This is a genomic window from Flavobacterium columnare NBRC 100251 = ATCC 23463 (assembly GCF_002530675.1).
In the GTDB taxonomy this organism is placed as follows: Bacteria; Bacteroidota; Bacteroidia; order Flavobacteriales; family Flavobacteriaceae; genus Flavobacterium; species Flavobacterium columnare.
The window spans coordinates 1-413 of record NZ_PCMX01000037.1; the positions used below are offsets into that span (position 1 = coordinate 1).

The window sequence follows — 413 nt, forward strand, 5'->3', positions numbered from 1 at the left end:
TATATATATATATATATATACCAAGTATACTCTCTAAAACAAAAATCATAAATTAATCCATGTTCAAAATTATTCACGTATGAAATTCTAAAATATATATTTTTATTTAGGTCTAACTTTTCTTTTATTCCAGTAAACAATTCACCCTTATCATTTATGTTAATGTAAGCTTTTAAATTTTCCCAATTCTGTTGTTTAAAATATTTTATCATTTTATTTACTATTTGGAAAGAAAACCCCTTCCGTTATATAAAAACAATGAGGACAAGTAACCATTTGCTTAAAAACTTGATCTTTTACTTTCCATCTTATGACAATTTTGATATCAAGTGCTCTTATATCTGCCACACTGTTAATACTTTTATCTTTGATTAATTCGTTCAAAACTAACACCTCCGATCGCTCAGATCTAC

The 413-nt window shown here is 25.4% G+C and carries 2 protein-coding genes; both read right to left on the bottom strand.

Going from position 1 to position 413, the window contains the following annotated elements; all coding sequences use genetic code 11:
* Positions 1–212, bottom strand: a 212-nt coding sequence (locus B0A78_RS14680) for a hypothetical protein (protein ID WP_211282045.1), incomplete at its 3' end; no start/stop codon positions are given.
* Position 213: 1 nt separating this feature from the next.
* Positions 214–413: hypothetical protein (locus B0A78_RS14685; RefSeq protein WP_211282046.1), on the bottom strand; the 200-nt coding region annotated here is incomplete at its 5' end.